At 63.2% G+C, this 15,673-nt stretch carries 19 protein-coding genes; 7 read left to right on the plus strand and 12 right to left on the minus strand.

From position 1 onward, the window contains the following. The 4 genes from WAN71_RS12610 to WAN71_RS12625 form a co-directional block, all read right to left on the minus strand. Window positions 1–202, minus strand: a 202-nt coding sequence (locus WAN71_RS12610) for a PPE family protein (protein WP_422225650.1), incomplete at its 3' end; no start/stop codon positions are given. A 46-nt stretch (window positions 203–248) separates the two neighbouring features. Then, complete coding sequence (locus tag WAN71_RS12615; protein WP_422225651.1) at window positions 249–1,562, minus strand: PPE family protein; 1,314 nt, start codon at window positions 1,560–1,562, stop codon at window positions 249–251. A gap of 154 nt (window positions 1,563–1,716) precedes the next feature. Continuing rightward, the gene (locus WAN71_RS12620) at window positions 1,717–2,931 is read right to left on the minus strand and encodes a sodium-dependent bicarbonate transport family permease (protein ID WP_422225652.1); all 1,215 of its coding nucleotides are present in this window, start codon (window positions 2,929–2,931) and stop codon (window positions 1,717–1,719) included. A 689-nt stretch (window positions 2,932–3,620) separates the two neighbouring features. Beyond that, on the minus strand, window positions 3,621–4,088 hold the full coding sequence (locus tag WAN71_RS12625; RefSeq protein WP_422225653.1) for an SgcJ/EcaC family oxidoreductase: 468 nt from the start codon (window positions 4,086–4,088) through the stop codon (window positions 3,621–3,623). A gap of 157 nt (window positions 4,089–4,245) precedes the next feature. Here WAN71_RS12625 and WAN71_RS12630 point away from each other — a divergent pair, with 157 nt between their 5' ends. Beyond that, a complete protein-coding gene (locus WAN71_RS12630; RefSeq protein ID WP_422225654.1) occupies window positions 4,246–4,794 on the plus strand; it encodes a thioredoxin family protein in 549 nt (182 codons plus the stop codon). A 37-nt stretch (window positions 4,795–4,831) separates the two neighbouring features. Here WAN71_RS12630 and WAN71_RS12635 read toward each other — a convergent pair whose 3' ends face one another. From WAN71_RS12635 to WAN71_RS12655, 5 genes are all read right to left on the minus strand, one after another. Beyond that, window positions 4,832–5,407: a carboxymuconolactone decarboxylase family protein gene (locus tag WAN71_RS12635; protein WP_422225655.1), complete on the minus strand. Its 576-nt coding sequence runs from the start codon at window positions 5,405–5,407 to the stop codon at window positions 4,832–4,834. After that, window positions 5,404–5,721 carry a hypothetical protein gene (locus tag WAN71_RS12640; protein ID WP_422225656.1) on the minus strand — a complete coding sequence of 106 codons (318 nt, stop codon included), beginning with the start codon at window positions 5,719–5,721 and terminating at the stop codon, window positions 5,404–5,406. Before WAN71_RS12640 ends, WAN71_RS12635 begins: the two co-directional genes overlap by 4 nt. A gap of 166 nt (window positions 5,722–5,887) precedes the next feature. Beyond that, entirely contained in the window at window positions 5,888–6,535 is a 648-nt protein-coding gene (locus WAN71_RS12645; protein WP_422225657.1) for a hypothetical protein, read from the minus strand. A 35-nt stretch (window positions 6,536–6,570) separates the two neighbouring features. After that, window positions 6,571–7,341: a DUF1906 domain-containing protein gene (locus tag WAN71_RS12650; protein WP_422225658.1), complete on the minus strand. Its 771-nt coding sequence runs from the start codon at window positions 7,339–7,341 to the stop codon at window positions 6,571–6,573. 7 nt (window positions 7,342–7,348) lie between these two features. After that, window positions 7,349–8,194 carry a class I SAM-dependent methyltransferase gene (locus tag WAN71_RS12655; protein ID WP_422225659.1) on the minus strand — a complete coding sequence of 282 codons (846 nt, stop codon included), beginning with the start codon at window positions 8,192–8,194 and terminating at the stop codon, window positions 7,349–7,351. A 61-nt stretch (window positions 8,195–8,255) separates the two neighbouring features. On the opposite strand from WAN71_RS12655, the gene WAN71_RS12660 reads away from it, so the two are divergent. Genes WAN71_RS12660 through WAN71_RS12670 form a run of 3 tightly spaced genes read left to right on the plus strand, consistent with a single transcriptional unit; the run spans window position 8,256 to window position 11,011 of the window. Then, on the plus strand, window positions 8,256–9,317 hold the full coding sequence (locus WAN71_RS12660; RefSeq protein ID WP_422225660.1) for a class I SAM-dependent methyltransferase: 1,062 nt from the start codon (window positions 8,256–8,258) through the stop codon (window positions 9,315–9,317). A gap of 2 nt (window positions 9,318–9,319) precedes the next feature. Further along, complete coding sequence (locus tag WAN71_RS12665) at window positions 9,320–10,141, plus strand: alpha/beta fold hydrolase (protein WP_422225661.1); 822 nt, start codon at window positions 9,320–9,322, stop codon at window positions 10,139–10,141. Between the two features lie 60 nt (window positions 10,142–10,201). Continuing rightward, window positions 10,202–11,011 carry a glycoside hydrolase family 16 protein gene (locus WAN71_RS12670; protein ID WP_422225667.1) on the plus strand — a complete coding sequence of 270 codons (810 nt, stop codon included), beginning with the start codon at window positions 10,202–10,204 and terminating at the stop codon, window positions 11,009–11,011. Between the two features lie 34 nt (window positions 11,012–11,045). Here the strand turns inward: WAN71_RS12670 and WAN71_RS12675 are convergent, their stop codons facing one another. Next, window positions 11,046–11,384, minus strand: coding sequence for a hemophore-related protein (locus tag WAN71_RS12675; protein WP_422225662.1), 339 nt, complete (start codon window positions 11,382–11,384; stop codon window positions 11,046–11,048). A 198-nt stretch (window positions 11,385–11,582) separates the two neighbouring features. Here WAN71_RS12675 and WAN71_RS12680 point away from each other — a divergent pair, with 198 nt between their 5' ends. Continuing rightward, entirely contained in the window at window positions 11,583–12,878 is a 1,296-nt protein-coding gene (locus WAN71_RS12680; RefSeq protein WP_422225663.1) for an acyltransferase family protein, read from the plus strand. A 53-nt stretch (window positions 12,879–12,931) separates the two neighbouring features. Then, window positions 12,932–13,057, plus strand: coding sequence for a hypothetical protein (locus tag WAN71_RS12685; protein WP_422225664.1), 126 nt, complete (start codon window positions 12,932–12,934; stop codon window positions 13,055–13,057). On the opposite strand, the gene tpx is transcribed toward WAN71_RS12685, so the two are convergent. Beyond that, window positions 13,054–13,557: a thiol peroxidase gene (gene tpx, locus WAN71_RS12690; RefSeq protein ID WP_422225665.1), complete on the minus strand. Its 504-nt coding sequence runs from the start codon at window positions 13,555–13,557 to the stop codon at window positions 13,054–13,056. The two genes, WAN71_RS12685 and tpx, sit on opposite strands and share 4 nt — an antisense overlap. Window positions 13,558–13,805: 248 nt before the next feature. Here tpx and WAN71_RS12695 point away from each other — a divergent pair, with 248 nt between their 5' ends. After that, window positions 13,806–14,636 (plus strand): glycoside hydrolase family 16 protein, encoded by an 831-nt coding sequence (locus tag WAN71_RS12695; RefSeq protein ID WP_422225668.1) that lies wholly within the window; start codon window positions 13,806–13,808, stop codon window positions 14,634–14,636. Between the two features lie 7 nt (window positions 14,637–14,643). Here WAN71_RS12695 and WAN71_RS12700 read toward each other — a convergent pair. Beyond that, the coding region (locus WAN71_RS12700) for a hypothetical protein (RefSeq protein WP_422225666.1) at window positions 14,644–15,673 on the minus strand (1,030 nt) is incomplete at its 5' end.

The following is a 15,673-nucleotide window of genomic DNA, read 5'->3' on the forward strand; positions in this document are numbered from 1 at the left end:
CGGACACCATGCTCAGCGACGTGGGACCCTGCCAGGGCCCGCTCGTCAGGGACGAGATCACCGACGAATAGGACGCCGCTGTGGACTGCAAATCATTGGCGAGCCCGTCCCAGGCCGCTGCGGCGGCCACCAGCGACCCCGATCCCGGACCGCTGTAGATCCTGCCCGAGTTGATCTCCGGCGGAAACGCTGCGTAGAACATCCCTATACCCCTTGCCTTTTCGTCGACAACTGGCCGGTCATCTCAGTCAGTCCTCGAGCGCCGGGATCACGATGATGGTGGCTGCGGCGGGATCCGCCTCCGCGACGACGCCGCCGAGTGAGCCCACACGAGCACCACTGCTCACCGACTGCGTCGCGCTGGCGGCGACGGCCCGTCCGGCCAGGCTCGACGCCGCCATCTGGCTGAACATGCCGCCCTGGCCGGCCAGTGACGCCTCCGGGACGGCCGCCTCCGCCAGGTTGGTGGGCAGCGCGGCGGCGAGCATTCTGACCTCCGGGGCGGCTTGGGTCCAACCCTGCGGCACCGACATGCTGCCGACCAAGGCTGCGCGGCCCATCGATCCCGATACCGGTCCCGCACCGAAGGCCGCACTGAGATGCGGCGTCGCCAACTCACTTGCCAGCGGGGCCAATGCCCCGGTGATGGGCTTCGGGCCGGCCAGAAAGGCAGCGGCGCCTTGTCCGTTTTGGCCCCAGGCATATCCCTGACCGAACGACAGGAAAGGGCCACCCGGTATGGAAGTCAACCCCTGGAGCGAGTAGGGCCCGGACGTGATGGTCGAAAAGATGGTGTTCCAGTTTGTCAGGTCGGTCAAGAGCCCCGGTGGCAATGTGGCTGTGGTTAATTGCGGCAATGAGAGTCCCGACAGCAAGTTCCCCGATGCCGTTGTCGGCGACTGCAATAGGCCGTTCGCGAGGTTCTGCAGCGCAGTCGGCAGCGAGCTGATGAATTGGGCCAGCTCGGTCCCGATGTTCGACGCGCCCGAGGTGCTGGTCGCTTGGCTGACCGCCGCCGCTTGCAGCGGCTCGGCCGCAGCATTGGTGGTCTGCGGCGGCTCGGTGAACGGCGTCAGCTGCGCCGCCGCGGCAGCCGAGCCGGCGTACCCATACATCGCGCCAGCGTCCTGAGCCCACATTTGCATGTAATGGGCTTCGGTGGCCGCGATCGCCGCGGTGTTCTGCCCCAAGATGTTGGTTGCGATCAGTGTCATCAACAAAGTCCGGTTGGCCACGATGACGGGCGGGGGCACTGTCTCCGCGAACGCGGCCTGGTAGGCGGCGACCGCGGCGCGCGCCTGAGTGGCGGTCTCCTCAGCCTGTGCCGCGGTGGCGTTCATCCAACTCACATACGGCGCAACCGCGGCTGCCATCGACGTCGACGACGGGCCCTGCCACGAACTACCCAGGCCCTCGACGACCGTCTGGTAGGACGACGCCGTGGAAGTCAAGTCGTCAGCAAGCCCGTCCCAGGCCGCGGCAGCGACCAGCATCGGCCCGGGCCCCGCGCCGGCATACATCCGGCCCGAGTTGATCTCCGGCGGTAATGCCCCGAAATCCATTCTGTAACCTCCCGTGGCTGGCTGGTCGCAATACGTTCACGGCTTCGTAACCGAGGTGGCCGCACGTAGCTCATGAAATGAACAGGGACCAGTGCCGTCTCGCCCAAAATATTGAAATTGTCAGTAGCTCAACAGATTTCGAATGCCCCCAGCTTCAGGTGATTGGAAACCATTGCCCGACAACGCGGGAGATCTCGATATAGAGCGGGATCCCGATCGTGACGTTGTACGAGAACGTCAAACCCAACGACGCGGCCAGTGGCAGCGTCGGACTCGCTTCGGGGATCGCCAGACGCTGAACGGCAGGCACGGCGATATAGGATGCGGCGCCGCAGAGCACCGCGAATAAGACATACGTTCCCGGCCCGAAGTTGGTATCGGTGAGGTAGGCGTAGGCGTGCGCGACGACGATCCCCAGCGGGGCGAAGAGGTTGGGCGCCAGCAGGCCGAACAAGATGAACCCGCGGCCGGCGGCCTTGAGGTCCCGCAATTTACTGGCGGCTGTCATGCCCATCTCGAGCAAGAACAGGCAAAGCGCGCCCTGGAACGCCGTGATGAATAACGAGTCGGCGTCGTGAGTGACTTTGTGTCCCTGCAACCCGCTGACGAACCCAATGACGATGCCGCCGAACAGCAGACACAGTCCCGGATTGAGAAAGACCTCCCGCAGCAGCTTGCGTGAGAGTATTCCCTCCCCAGCACCATCCCCCCACCCGGGACGGCGGCGCCTTCTCAGCGCGTACTGCACCTGCTCCTCGGTGTCCGGTTCGATGTCCAGTTGCTGTCCGGGAGCCGGCTGGGCTGCCGCGCCGGGACCGACCATCGCCGGCACCGGCGCGATGTAGCCGGGCTCGTCCGGCATGTTCCCGTCTGGGTCCATCCCCCGATGCCGCAGCCGCGCAACCAGATACAGCGCAACCAAGCACCCCGGGATCTCCATAACGGCCAGCATCACCGGCATGTAGGCGTCAAAGGCCAGCCCGACGCCGGCCAGGACGGCCACGCAGGTGGCGAAAGTGCCCGCCGAGTCCGACCCGTAATAGCCGGCGACTGTTGCCTTATCCACTCGCCGCAGCGCTGTCAGGCGGCTCAACAGCAGGTATGCGAGCATACCGATCACAAAGTTCAAGACAAACCCGGTGATCATGAATCCCACAATGTGGCCGATGCTCGAAGCCTTGATTTCGGCGAGTTCTTCGCCGCCGTGCCAACCGATGGCCACCAGCAAATACATCGTCAGGCCCTGGTAGATGACGTAAGGGAACTCGAAGTCCACCTTCAGGATCCTGAGCAGGAATCCGAAGTAGAAGAACAGCAGCAGCGGCTTGAACAGGTTGTGGAGGAAGTTGTGCAAGAACTCGGCGAGCATTGATTCTTCCCTATCCTTTGAAACATCGACGGTGATGATTTGCCTTGTAGCTCAGCACTTTTACTCTTTCTAAATCCGCGGGCTCGATGATTCAGGCTGAAACCAGTTGAATTGCCTTTGCAGCCGCGCTACTGGTCGTCACCGTGCAGCAGCTGAGTAGAGGTATCGGCCTGACCACGAAATGTGAGTGGCCGCAGGCCGATTCAGGGAACGAAATGGTCATTGATGTCGAAGACGGAACTCATTTCGCTCTAACACCTCCTTACGGCCAGGAATCCGACGCGTTGCACAAAGGGATGAGGCATTGTGATGCGATAGGCGTCTTTCGACGCAATCTCGACGACACTGTCCCACAGCGTGATTCCCGCACGTTCGAGGTCAGCGCTCAATATCAGTGCCGAACTCACTTAGCGAGCCGCTTGAACAAGATCGTGATTCTCGGAGTTACTGGTGTCAATCGCCTTTACGGTTTGTTGACATGAGTTGACGGTGACCTTAACGGCCTCATGACGCTGCCCGCCCACCTGCCCTTTTGCTGTGAGACACCTTGAGCGTATGGAATGACGAAGTGGTGATCGTGTCTGGCGCAATATCTTTGGGTCTCATCTGCTGAAGTACTGACCGGGCTCGAGCGATGTGCTTTCTCCAAAAGCCTTTCGTACCAATCCGAAGGGATGTCACGTGGCAACTTACTGGGCGGCGGTGGGCGATGGGCTTGTTCGTGAAGCGAACGTGCCCAGGAGCTTCTCGACAAGCCGGCGATGCGTGGTGTTCTGCGAGGCCGCAAACAGCCATCGGCCGTCGGTGCGCACCGCGATGGTGGTATTTACCCGGGTATTGCGCCGACTCCGTCGCCCTCCCCCCTTCGCCACAGCGCCTTTCGCATGGACTAGCGCCACGTCCGGCGTCAGAAACCTCAGCTGGGTGATCTCGAATTCCAAGCTCGATCCCTTGAGGAACTTCTTGAACAGCGGTGCATAAGATGCTGCGATCGCCCCGCGGCCCTTGTAGTGGCTGCCCAGGAAAGTCACGTAGTCCGCGTCGGGAGTGAACACGCTGGCGTAGGCCTCGGCATCGCCCGCATCCCAGCCCTCAACCTGGCGATCAAGCAGCTCGCGGATGGCGTCTTCGTCGGAGCGCCGCTCGGCATCGGTCATGCGCTACTCCCCGGTGTCTTAGAGAATTCTTAACCTAACCGATTGCCGGACAGGTGGCCCACATCGAGACCAACCCGTGACGTCCGGCGTCCGACCGAGTGCTGAAAGCCGATCTCGAAGACCGACTTCTAGCTGGCGGAAAGCTACGCTGGCGGGCATGGCCATCGAATCCACCATGCTTGCCCTCGGCACCCCCGCGCCGTCCTTCACGCTGCCTGCGCCAGCCACTGGCGCCACCGTCAGCCTGGATGAGCTCACGGGACCCGCGCTTGTCGTCACCTTCATCTGTAACCATTGTCCCTACGTCAAGCACGTCGCCGCCGGGCTCGCCGCGCTCGGTCGAGACCTCCACGACCAGGGCATCGCGATGGTCGGGATTTCCAGCAATGACGTGGCTACTTACCCGCAAGACGGGCCGGACGAGATGGTTGCCGAGGCCCGCCGCCATGGCTGGACGTTTCCATACCTCTACGACGAAACTCAGGACGTCGCCCGGGCGTTCTCGGCGGCCTGCACGCCCGACACGTTCGTCTTTGACGGTGAGCGCCGACTCGTCTACCGCGGCCAGCTTGACAACTCCCGCCCCGGGAACGATCTACCGGTGACGGCCGCTGATGTTCGGGCAGCGGTCGACGCCGTATTGGCCGGGCGCCCGGTCGACGCCGACCAGCGGCCGTCGATCGGTTGCGGGATCAAGTGGCGATGAGCCCAGCTCCCGTTGACAAGACGAATTACGTTGCCGCCTAACGATACCCGCGTTTCAGTAGATGACGGGCGCCGGCGTTCATGGCTTCGGGGCTCGCGACGGTGAAGCCGAACGCGTTGGCCAGTCGGTCGGTGATATTGAAGACGAGCGAGACCGCCAACGCGTCCTTGATCTGTTGGGGAGACACCGAGGCGTCCAGAACAGCTCGGATGTCTTCTTGCTCAATGCTGTTTTGTTGTGCGAGCTTGCCGAGCATGCGCAGCGTTGCACGAAGTGGCTCATCGATCGGCGCCGTATCCAAATCGGCTAGCGTGCTGGCGACCTTGGTTTCGTCGCCGTACCACATCGACGACGTGGCGCGGTGCGCCGAGACGCAGAATGGGCACTCGTTGGCCTTGGAGACGTAGGCGGCCATCAACTCGCGATCGCCGATCGACCAGTCGGATTTTCCGCGCATCGCTTCGTGGGTGAGCGGGCCACCACCGTAGAAGCCCGGGCGGTAGAACGCCAACTTCACGGCGTCGACGACGGGGTGGCCGGAAACCGCCCGGATGAGCGCCATTATCGCCTTGGCGTGTAAGCGATGACCCCGGTCGAGGATTTCCAGCCTCATGGTTCAGGTGCTTCTTCGGTTGCGCTGGCCAAGGCGGCGAGCGCGGTGGTGTACTGACGGCTCGCCTGCCCGACGGCGGCGCATATCACGATCTCGAAGATCTGGTCTTCGCTGAGGCCCGCCGCGCGAACGGCGGTGACATCCGCATCGGTGATTTGAGATGCGTGGTTGGCCACCTTCTCGATCAACGCGCGAATGGGCTCGTTGAGGGTGGCATTCTCGAATGCGGCGCGCCGCAGCTCGGTTGTTGCTTGCCCGTCGCCTTCCAGCACGCGGGCGACGAGCTCGCGATGCAACTGGGTTATCTCGGTCATGCGTGAAGAAATTCTCCCTGTCGGTTCGGCGTCAGCTTCCCATCGCGGTACGGTACGCGCCATCCTCACACCGGAATGCCTCACCCGGGCCCGTGATGTCGCCGCTCAGATGACCACATCCGCCGAAAGCGTCACCAGCGCCGCCGATCTCCTAGAAGCCAATGCGCTAACCGCCTAACTCGCCGGAGATCCCGCGTTCGATGCTGGCCTGGGTTGCGGCGGGCAAGACGATGAGGCCGTCGAGTTCTCTGCGCGCGCGGTCATAGGCGTTCTGACGCTCTTGCGGAGTTGCAGCGGAGTCTGACGCCATGCGCAACAGATTCGCAGCGCGCGCAATTCGCTGCTGTCCGTCTTGTGAGAAGTCCGTTCTTCGCCTACGTTTCGCCTCAGCCTCAGCGATGTTGAACGCGGTCACATAGTCCTCGACAGCGGCCAGGTACCGCGCCGCCGCGTCGCCGTCCTCGAGGAGATCTTCGGCTTTCGCCGGGCGCAGGAAGTCTGCGCGGAGCTTGGCCTTGTGAAAGTCGATCGTCAGCGGATCGCGCATGTCGGTCATCAGCGGGAAGTCGAGGAGCCTGGCGAAGTCGAGTTCATACTCCAGCCAGCGGGTGTCGGTTCGGTCGTGCTCTCGCAGCACGCGGGTGAGCGAGCGCCACTGGGCGGCTTGATTGCCGCCGATCCCCACCCGAACGGGACCAGGCGAGCTTTCAGCTGGGCGCCTATTGGCGGAGAACGCTCGTATCGCAGCGATGATCACGCCCGCCAGCGGGACGACCACCAGAAGAAACTCCGCCAACCGGAACAGCAAACCCACACGACCAGGATGCCACCGCCAGTGACGCCAGAATGCTAGCGACCAAGATCCCACTGCCCGAAATCCGGCGCAAGGACGTCGTCCACGTCTACGTGGATGCCTGCCAAGGGGGGACCAGGGCTGGACGCGGTGTTGACCACAGCTTGGTAGAGCACCGCCCTTGGCTCGCGCTCACCGTGAGACCACGCGCTCGTCTGCCATGCCCACCAGTGCCCTGCACTGGTCGAGCGTCCCACTACGCCGTCATCGATCGCCCACGCACATGCCCGGGAATGCCCATAGATGCCTGTGCGATCGACTCCCAGCACCGAGTTGATTCCTCGAAACCACTGAACTGCAACACTTTTCCAGGTGCTGAGGTCGATGTCCTCATCGACGCTGAAAAAGATCGGCGCCGAGGCCGCACCCCCGGCCGCCGCGTGCAACCGTTGAGCCGTCTGAGCGTCTTTCACGCCGCCGTCGTACCCGCGAGTGAAATCCGAAGGGTCAGGCCAACCGGGCTTGCCGTACTGGTAGTTGCTGACGATGTGAAGACCCGCTGCGCGTAGCGCATCCGCGTACTCCCGGGTGACAGGTTTGAAATCGAAGTTTGCGCCGGGCCGCGACTCGGACACATAGACCACTGCCCCGTCATAGCCTGCCGATTTGATTTGATCCGCCGGAACCAGGTGCTCGGTAAAATCGATCAGCTTGGCATTCGCGGCTGATGCTTGGTGCCCGTCGAATGTGCCAGCCAGCGTACCCACGCCCAATAGAGCCGGTGCGAACAAAAACTTCAGGACTTCGCGTCTGGAAACAGGTCGCATATCGGCCTCAATGGGTAAGGAGGGCAAGTGCACTCCAGCGGCTGCCGCCCGGGCGGCGTGGATCTGTCTGGGGCAGCCAGGCGATCGGGCGCATGAACATTGGTAAGCGACGGTATCGGTGCGCGGCCACAAAGAGCGATTCGACTTCGAGCGTGCGCCAGCCCAGGTCTTCGAAGTAGGCCAGCCCGTTCTCGGGTGCGAACTTGAACGGCGCGTTTTGCAACATGCCGGCCATCTTCTTGTTCATCATCTTCTGCAGGCCCGGAAAGGCGAAGTCGAGCATCCACCAGGCCACCTCGGGCCGCTTGATCGCCCCGGAAAGCGCGACGACGTCACGGTCTTCCAGATACATCAGCAGGCCCTCGGTCAAGACCAGCGCTTTGCTAGCGCCGTTTAGCGCCTCGTCGAAAAATGCGTCACGGTCGGCCGGGTCGGCCAGGTCGACCGCCGCCCGGGTCAACCGGCATCGCGGGGTCTGGTCGGAAAGAAGTTGCGTCTTTTCCGCGAGCAGCTGCGGCAGATCCGCTTCTATCCAAGGAAAATCGGACGGCAGGTCCAAACGATACGGCCGGGTGTCCAAGCCGGCGGCCAGGTTCAATACCCGGTCGCAGCCGTCGGCGATCGCTGTGGCAATGGCATCGTCGATGAGTTTGGTGCGCGCGATGAGCCACCAGCCGTTGCGAGTGGACCGTGGAACCCTGGCGACGATCGCGCGGCCGTGCTCACCGGCGAGGCGTTCGGCGAACGGGTCGTTGAACAACGCATCGGCTCGCGCCGATTCGGTTGCCCGATGCAACGCCGTCCACCGGGCCGTATCGGAAACGTGGGTGATGAAGTGCCCGGTCTCTGACATATCTTGCGTTATAGCAACCGACCGCTGGTGGAAAGAGGTCGGGGTCGTGTAGAAGAGTCGTGTGGACGATCCGGCCGTCAGGTCTTTCAGTCCGTCGACGCTTCGCGAAGCGATGGCCCGGCGGCTGTATCGCCGATCGGTGGCTATGGGGCAAATCGCGGTGCCAGCCGTTCCGAGCTTGATCGACGAGTATGTCAAGATGTGCGACAACCTATTTGCCAGCGTCGGCGTCCAGTACTCCCCCGAAGAATTCGCTCAGCTGAAGACGGTGTTAGAGAGTCAATTGGCGGAGGCCTACCGGACCTCATCACGGTCGAACATCGTCATCTCGTTCCATGCGCCGTTCGGCACGGCGCTGAATTATCGCGTCAATGTCGAATCGGTGACGATCGCCGGCGCGTACGACGGCTGGGTCGCCACTCGCGAGGGATCGCTGTTCGGCATCGAACCGGACGCCCGGGTGTCGGCGCTAGCCGGCGAAACCGCCGATCCCGGCAGCTTTCGGGTGCTCGATGTCGGCGCAGGCACCGGGCGCAATGCCCTGGCCCTAGCGCGCCGCGGGCACCCGGTGGACGCGGTCGAGATCGCTTCGAAGCTCGCCCACATCATCCGATCGGAGGCCGAACGCGAATCACTCGACGTACGCGTCATCGAGCGTGATGTCTTTTCGAGTTTGGACGAGGTCCGCAGCGACTATCAGCTGATAGTGGCCTCCGAGGTGGTGCCCGACTTCCGGACGACGCAGCAGCTGCGTGGCTTGTTCGAACTCGCCGCGCATTGCCTGGCTCCCGGCGGGCGATTGCTGTTCAACACTTTCGTGCCGCGCCAGGGTTATGTCCCCGACGATGCCGCGCGTGAACTCGGGCAGCAGTGCAACACCATGATCTTCACCGGGGAGGAGATGGCGAACGCAGCCGACGAGCTACCTCTTGAGCTCGTTGCCGACGACTCCGCCTACGAGTACGAGAAACTTCACCTGCCCGAGGGTGTTTGGCCGCCCACGGCCTGGTTTGCCAACTGGGCCAGCGGGCTTGATCTATTCGACGTCGAGCGGGAGGAATCCCCGATCGATTTGCGCTGGCTCGTTTACCAGAAGGCCTCCTCCCCCTTGGGTCTCGCGTAGCCATGGCTGATGAACTCCACTTTGTCGATGCGAACGGACTGAACTTCGCTTATCTCGAGGACGGCTCCGGACCTCTTGTGCTCATGCTGCACGGGTTCCCGGACACGGCGCACAGCTGGGACGATCTCCGGCCGCGAATCGCCGCGAAGGGATACCGGGCGGTCAGCCCGTTCATGCGCGGCTACCACCCCACCGCGATCCCGGATCGCGACGCGGATCAAGAGACCCTGGCGCGCGATCCGCTCGCGTTGATTGAGGCACTCGGCGCCCGTGACGCCATCGTCATCGGCCACGATTGGGGAGCTTCGGCCGCCTACGGCGCCGCGGCGCTCCGCCCCGATCGAGTGAAGAAGCTTTTCGTCATCGGCATTCCACACCCGGCAGCGTTGAAACCGTCGCCGAAGAAGCTCTGGGGTGTCCGCCACTTCGCGGTATACAAGTTGCCGGGAGCGCCGAACCGCTTCGCGCGCAACGACTTCGCGGCACTTCCCGCGATCTATCGGCGATGGTCGCCGGACTGGAATCCCGATCCAGCGGAGTTCGACGCCGTCCGCGCGACCTTCTCCAACCCGGCGAGCTTGAACGCCGCGTTCGGTTACTACCGAAAGCTCTCGCCAATACCCAGCGCATCACTAAAAGCGCGGATCACTGTGCCGACGGTGGTCTTTGCGGGGCTCGGTGATCGAATCGTCGCGCCCTCGGACTACCGGGGCGCCGCGCGGATGTTCGAAAGCGACTACATCGTCGAGGAAGTACCCGGCGGGCATTTCATGCATCGGGAGCACCCCGGCGTGTTCGCCGAACGGCTCCTGGCCCACCTCTGACCGGGGCTGTCCGTCACGGATGCGCGGGGGCAGCTAGCCGGCTGCTATCGTGCTGTGCCTATGCCCGAGATGGATCGTCGCACGATGATGTTGATGACCGGGGTCGGCGTGTTGGCAGCTGCGGTCCCCATCCGACAGGCCCGGGCTTATCCGCGCCCACCCGACGCACCGGCAGGTTCCTACGTCTTCCACGACGAATTCGACGGGTCGGCCGGCTCGGCCCCTGATCCGTCGAAATGGGCGGTGTCGAAAGCCCGCGAGACGATCAAGGATCCGACGTATTGGGAGCGACCTGAGAACATCGGGCAGTACCGCGACGATCGTCGCAATGCGTTCCTCGACGGCAACTCCAACCTCGTCCTGCGTGCTGCGAAAGAGGGCCCGACGTACTTCAGCGGCAAGGTTCAAAGCCTGTGGCGAGGCGGTGTCGGCCACACCTGGGAAGCCCGGATCAAGCTCAATTGCCTGACCGCCGGCGCCTGGCCCGCCTACTGGCTGGGCAATGACGATCAGGGCGAAATCGACGTCATGGAGTGGTACGGCAACGGCAGCTGGCCCTCGGCCACCACCGTTCACGCGAAAGCCAACGGCGGCGAGTGGAAGACCCAAAACATCGCGGTGGACAGCGGCTGGCACACCTGGCGCACCCAGTGGGACGACGCCGGCATCCGCTTCTGGAAGGACTACGTCGACGGCGCGCAACCATACTTTGACGTGCCGGCGAGCTCGCTACCGGACTGGCCGTTCAACGGGCCGGGCTACACCGTTTTTCCGGTGTTCAACCTTGCGGTTGCCGGTTCCGGCGGCGGCGACCCCGGATCCGGGAGCTATCCCGCAGACATGCTCATCGACTGGATACGTGTCTGGTAAGGCCAGACGCGTCCCGCCACCGCATAACGCGCGCTCAGAAGTTATTGCAGCTGGTGGCGATTTGCCCGATCAGCCCAATGTATTGCGCAGCCCCTGGGTAGCCCGCGGCCTGCTGGGCCATTTGCGCACGCTGGGGCGGCGGTGAGGCGAGGAAGGAACGCAACCAGCCCTGCGCCATCGGCGACGAATTGAACTTCGCCGCAGCGGCCGGCGATTGCGCATTCAGTGCCCCCACCACCTGCGGGTAACTGCAAGTGGTATTGATTGCCGCGTCCATACCTGGGTCTGCGGACGCGATCCCGGCGCCAGCAACTAACGACAACGCCAGACCGCCACCTGCGACAGCCAGTCTGATCAACGACCGCGTGACCATATGTGGACACCTTCCAAGCTAGGTACCGCCGGACTTCGGCGAAGAGAACATCAGTTTACCGGACCCGATCGGGGGGCGGCTCGCTGAAAGAGGTGGCGCCGTTGCGCGGAGCCGAAAATTCCCAGGTCCAGCGCGCGCTACTGTCTGGTGGTGGACGACTCGATTAAGCCGTCTGTTTGACGGCGCGAGGCGAAAATCATGCCCCCGGCCCGCAATCTGGCGGTGGATTTCTACCGCGTATCGGGTGTGGGCTTGATCGTGCTGGGCCACTGGCTCGCCGGATCGGTGACCTATCACGACGGTCAGTTCGGTCGGCAGAACCCGCTTGTCGACCAGCCCTGGACTCAATGGCTGACATGGCCTTTTCAGGCCGTGCCGACGTTCTTCCTGGTCGCCGGTTACGCCGGCGCGGTGTCCTGGGCGCATCGGCACGATAGTGAGGGTGTGTCGCGTCAGACTTGGGTGCGGCATCGACTTACCCGGGTGCTCGGACCCACCACGGTCTATGTCGGGCTGATCTCGGCGGTTGTGGTGGCCCTGGACTTGCGCCATGTTGCCGGTTCCACGCTGGAATACGCGGGCTGGGCAGTGGCGATGCATCTATGGTTCCTCGCCGTCTATCTGGTGGTGGTCTCCTTGACGCCAGTTGCCATTGCCGCACAACGGCGTTGGGGACTGTTGGTGCCAGCGTTGCTCGCGGTGGGAGTCGTTGCGGTCGACACTGTCTCACTCGGCGGCGATTTCGCCCACCTGCGGCCGCTGAACTACCTGCTGTGCTGGGGTGCGCTCTACCAGCTCGGAATCGCTTGGCACGACGGGCTATTAGCCGGCCGCAGACCTGCGCTGCTGGCCGGCGGATCGGCCGTTTCGCTAGCGCTGCTGATCCTGTTGGGGCATTATCCGGTCAGCATGATCGGCGTGCCAGGCCAAACCGTGCAGAACTCCGACCCGCCCTCGGCGGCAATGCTGGCGTTCGGCTGCGCGCAAGCAGGACTGGTGATAACCCTTGCACCTGCGCTCAACCGGGCGCTGCGCGCCGGTTTCTTCCAGCGGGTACTGACGACAGCCAATAGCAACGTGATGGCCCTTTACCTGTGGCACATGATTCCTGTCGTGATTGTGGCGATCGTCGGCTACCCCGCCGGACTGTTGCCCCAACCGGTCGAGGGCACGGCGCAATGGTGGCTAGCCCGGCTGGAATGGGTGGTCGTCCTCAGTCTGGTGACCGCGGTCGAGATGGTGCTGTTGTACTGGGGCCGACGCATTTTCGCAGCGCCGCTCGTCATGCTCAAGACGCCGCTCCCCGATCGATGGGCCGAACCGGTCATGCTGGCCGGTGCCGCGATGGCGGCCTATGGCCTGGCATTCGTCGCCGCTGGCGGCTTCGCTCCAGATGGGCATTTTCCGTGGCTGACCGGGCTGATCTTCGCCGCCGGTGTGCTGCTGGTCGCGCTTGGCCCGGTAGGGGTCCGCGAGCAGCCGCTTTCCGGATAGCAGCGCATCCTTACGGACGCATTCTCGCCGCTGAGCAAGAGCTGTACCGGCCCTTGCTGACTCAGCTGATATCCGAGGGAGTCGCCGACCGCATCCTGGCACTACCCGACGGAAGCATCCCCGCACCGACCAGGGAGCAGGTCGAGGCGATGGTCGCCGGTCTGCCGCGACGCTATTAGGCCGACGCGCTCAGCGCAGCCAGTGCCGCATCGTAATTCGGCTCGTTCGCGATCTCTGGCACCAGCTCCGAGTAGGCGACGTTACCGTCGGCGCCGATCACCACGACGGCCCGGGCGAGCAGCCCCGCGAACGGACCGTCGGCGATGGTGACGCCGTAGTCCTGCCCGAAGCTGTCACGGAACGCCGAGGCGGTCTTCACGTTCTCGATACCCTCTGCGCCGCAGAAGCGCGCCTGCGCGAACGGCAGGTCTTCGGACACGCACAGCACGGACAGCCCGCTTGCGGCGGCCCGTTCGTTGAAGGTGCGTACGCTGGTGGCGCACACCGGGGTGTCCACTGACGGAAAGATGTTCAGCAACACGGGCTTACCGCCGAACTGGTCGTTGCTGACTGGTGCAAGATCGGACCCGGTCAGAGTGAAGGCAGGAGCTGGGGGTCCGACGGCAGGCAAGTCGCCAACGGTATTGATCGGGTTTCCACGCATAGTTATCTGTGCCATGCGCACAGTCTGCCAAGCCCGGCGAGTCAGCCTCGGGTTGGGGCTGGTGTCAGCCGCCAGGGACTGCGCACGCCCTAGCCCAGGCTGCCAGCTGCGGGTTGTGACGACCGGATCGCCGAGCGAATACGCACTGGTCAGGTCGGCTGCAGACCCCTAGGACCGGCCTAAGATCTGCGACACGGACCACATTGTGTCGCTTCCGGCGGGTGCCGCCAAACCATCTCCTATATCGTCGTGCTGTGCCGGAGATGAATCGACGCAACATGTTGTTGACGACGGGGTTGGGCATGCTTGCAGCTGCGGCTGCGATAAGCGGTCCGGAAGCACACGCTGACCCCACCCATGCGGGCCCGCCGGCTGCGCCGTCAGCGGGCCCCGCCGGGCCCTATATCTTCCAGGACGAGTTTGACGGACCGGCCGGCCAAGGCCCCGACCTGTCGAAATGGACGATCCAAACCTGGCAGGACGATGTATATCCGCCGGTCGACGGGATATACCGCACCCAAAACGTGTTCCTCGACGGCAACTCCAACCTGGTCCTTCTGGCCAGCCAAGAAAACGGCCAATACTTCAGCGGCAAGCTGCGCGGCAACTGGCGGGGCATGATCAACACCACCTGGGAGGCGCGGATCAAACTCGACTGCCTGTTCCCGGGCCTGTGGCCCTCGTTCTGGACCGTCAACGAGGACCCGCAGCCGGACGGCGAGGTCGACATCTTCGAGTGGTACGGCAACGGCCAATGGGCCCCGGGTACCACGGTCCACGCCGCATCCAACGGGAAAACCTGGGAAGGCAAATCGATTCCCGGGATGGTTGACGGCGCTTGGCACACCTGGCAAATGCGTTGGGATGCGGACGGTTTTAAATTCTCACGGGACGGTGCAGAGTACTTCAAGGTTCCGCCGAAGCCCATCCACGTCCATGGTGGTGCTCCTGACGACTTCCGGTGGCCATTCAACAATCCCGGCTACTGGATGTCTCCGATGTTCACGCTTGCGGTCGGGGGGGTTGGCGCGGGTGATCCCGCCCTCGGCAGCTTTCCGTCCCGAATGCTGGTCGACTACATCCGGGTCTGGTAACAGAGCGTTACCGCGTCGCCTTGATCACCTGAACCAGGTTGAACTGCCAGCGCTCGACTAGCCGGAATCCCAGATTGTGTGGAACTGCGAAAGCCGGGGTTGCTCCGAAGCTTTCGCCGGGTGGCAGCATTGAAGCTTGTTCATGATCGGGCCGCGTTTTGTCGGCTTGGGTGATGATCCACACGACGCGGCAACGGCTCAACGGCTTGGCGACAACTTCCGGGATGAGGTTGGTGTCGAAGACGTCGTTGCGGTCCGTCGCTCGTCGCCACAGGGTGAGGTCGATTAGTTTTCGGTAGGCATCCGGGCGGGCAGCCATCAGTGGGCGCATGGGGGCGGGCATAAACGTCACCGTGTCGTTGACGAGTAAGCAGTCACCCGGCGCTGCCTTCGCCGTGATCAGATCGGCGACCTGACTGTAGTCCATACCGTACTTCGCATAGGTATTGCGTTGTACCAGAATATAATTCGGTGCCGCGGCGATTGCGAGAAGGCTGATGATAGCTGCTGCTGCCCACGGTGTAACGGCCAAAGTGCCGATGCAGACGCCCAGCGCCAGCGCGACGCCAGGTGCAGTGAAGGCTAAGTAGCGCGGCGTGTAAATGGGGTGAATCAACGCCGACCAGATGACAATCACAGCGGTCGGTATCACAACCCATGCAATCGCTAAGGTCAGCAACTGCCGGTCTGCCTCCTCTAGGTGCGCGGATGTAAAGCGCCACAAGACAATAGCCGCAGCTACGATCAGCGCCGACACAGTCGTGAACGGGGGGCTTCGTTCGAAATACTGTTGAATTGTCACGTCTTCGATCGTGCGGCGCCCAATCGGCGCGATCCAGCTGATCTGATGCGCTTGGCCAACAGCCGCGACCAAAAACGGCGTTAGTGCGCAACCTGCCAAAACCGAGGTAAGTGCGAACCGTATTACTACCGTGCGGCTGCGCCGAAAGGCATAGATGAAAACGATGTGGACGAACGGCAGCAGCAGGAGATACACGTCGAGCAGGACCGATGTCACTAGCACGATCCCATAGGCC

The sequence above is a fragment of the Mycobacterium sp. genome, from assembly GCF_049280035.1.
In the GTDB taxonomy this organism is placed as follows: domain Bacteria; phylum Actinomycetota; class Actinomycetes; order Mycobacteriales; family Mycobacteriaceae; genus Mycobacterium.